This is a genomic window from Lujinxingia sediminis, from assembly GCF_004005565.1.
Taxonomy (GTDB): domain Bacteria; phylum Myxococcota_A; class Bradymonadia; order Bradymonadales; family Bradymonadaceae; genus Lujinxingia; species Lujinxingia sediminis.
In genome coordinates this window covers 1-2,050 of the sequence record NZ_SADD01000036.1, presented here as the reverse complement: position 1 = coordinate 2,050, position 2,050 = coordinate 1, and the positions used below count along the sequence as shown (strand labels likewise).

General features: G+C 58.8%; 3 protein-coding genes. All 3 read right to left on the bottom strand.

Annotated elements, in window-relative coordinates; translation table 11 throughout:
• Positions 1-1,329, bottom strand: a 1,329-nt coding sequence (gene tnpC / locus EA187_RS20180; RefSeq protein ID WP_127781482.1) for an IS66 family transposase, incomplete at its 3' end; no start/stop codon positions are given.
• Positions 1,330-1,363: 34 nt separating this feature from the next.
• On the bottom strand, positions 1,364-1,690 hold the full coding sequence (gene tnpB, locus EA187_RS20175) for an IS66 family insertion sequence element accessory protein TnpB (protein WP_241250218.1): 327 nt from the start codon (positions 1,688-1,690) through the stop codon (positions 1,364-1,366).
• Between the two features lie 23 nt (positions 1,691-1,713).
• The coding region (locus EA187_RS20535) for a hypothetical protein (protein ID WP_206524442.1) at positions 1,714-2,050 on the bottom strand (337 nt) is incomplete at its 5' end.

Genomic DNA, 2,050 nt, shown 5'->3' with positions numbered 1-2,050 from the left:
GTGATTCTTGCGGCCCACGACCGGACCACGGATTCCGCGTTCGGTGGGATTGTTGTCGATCCACAGCTCGGGATGTTCGATATAGAGCTCCAAACGCTCCCACCTTTCCATCATGTAGGCGATCGCTTTGCCGATGGCGCTTTTAGGCAACACACGCTGGTTAAACGCCCACGTTTTTAGCTCTTTGAGGATGGACTTCGACTCGGTTTCTCGCAGATCTCGTCGCCAGTCCATCAATGCGATGCCCTCGTCCGGGTCACGTGCTTTTTTCTCCACGTCGTAGAGTTTTCCGATCAGGTTGAGTGCGGCTTCGGCGCGCTCGGGATCGTTGGATTCAGCATCTACAAACTTGCGGCGAACATGGGCCCAGCAACCGCTAAGACGAACCTCCCCGGGGACCAGGCGGGCGGCTTTATCATAGCTTGGGCATCCATCGGTGATGAGCCATCCAGAGTAGCTTTCGAGCAGCTCGGCGGCGGTCTCGCCGCTTCGCGAATCGCGTAGCGCAAACCACATCGCGCCGCGGCCGCGAATCGCCCACATCTGCCACTTTTTGGTGGCACCGGTTTCCATCAGTCGCCAGGTCGTCTCATCCATCCCGACCACGTCGGCGCCGAAGATCCAGTGCTTGATCCCCAGATACGTCGTCTCCACGTGGTCGGCGAGCGCGTCGAGCTGGTCCCAGAGCGTCTGGGTGTCGATGAGGAGGCCCTGACGTTCCATGATCCGCACCTGGCGGGCCAGCGGGAGGTGGTCGAGGTACTTGTTCGTCGCCACCTCGATCGCGAAATCAGAAGAGTAGCGACGTGTGCCGCGCAGCTTATCCGGCCCCAGCGCGGCCTCAATATGGCCGCAGCCCCGGCAGGTGTATTTCTGCCGTTTGACCTGCTTGACGACAAACTTTCGCTCCACCACATCGATGAGCTCGCTCTCTTCAGCTAGCTCGCCCATCTCGCAGAGAGGGTCGCCGCAACCCGGGCAAATCCGGTCGGCGTCATCGAGCTTAAACCAAACGTCCTTTTGCTCCAGATGAGGCTGAGGACGGGGGCCGCTGCGAGAGCGCCTTTTGCGTTTCTTTGGCTTTTGACCCGCTTCGTCGCGCTTTCTCTTCTCGGACGACACTCCAAACTGGATCTTCTGCAGCTTCGCAAGGCTGGCTTTGACCGCCTGCAATTCCTGCTGCAACCGCCCCTGTTTTTCTTCGCGTAACTTTTCAATCTCGCGAGACATCGCGCTAAGACGCTCGTGCAGAAGCCCAATCTCGGCGTCCTGCAAAACCGCGACTTCACGTAGCCGCTCAATGTCATCTTCTTTGCGAATATCGACCATAATGGCCACATTCGATCATATCCTGCTCTCGCCATCAAGGGATAAATTCCGGCGGACTCAACCGTTCTTTACCCACGAGCGTGCAGCCCTCCAGAAAGAGCGAAAGCTCCGAGGCCGTAAGCCTGATCTCATCCTCCTGCGGCTCGCGCCAGAGCCTGGCGAAACGTCCTTTCTCCAGCCGTTTGTTGTAGATGCACAGGCCCGTGCCGTCCCACAAAAGCACTTTGCAGAGGGTGCGTTGGCGGTTGCAGAAGATGAAAAAATCACCACTCAAAAGGTCGGCCTCAAACTCCGTAGTCACCAGCCCGCTCAGGCCGTTATGACCTTTTCGCAGGTCACAGGGCTTTGGATACGCCCACACCCGCACGTTTCGCGTCGAGCCAATCACGGCAGCCGCCTCGCCACCTCGATAAGCTGCGCCACGCTCAATCCCTCGATGCGCCAGCCGGACGGTGAGACAAGGGCGGGTTGAGTCTTGGGCTCGGAAAGAGTAACTGGCCGGAAGTTCTCAGCTTGTTCCTCTCCGGGCGTCGCAGCATCGCGCCACCGATTTAACGTAACCCAGGGGATCTCCAATGCTTCGCCGATGGCCTGCTGCGTCCACCCCTGCTCGCTAAGCTCGGATACCAGCTCGACCGCATCATCTTTAAATGCGCGCGGGTAGCGCATCGTGTCGCGAGTTTTGGCGCGGGCTTTGAGGTCGTCGATTTTTGCGATCAGG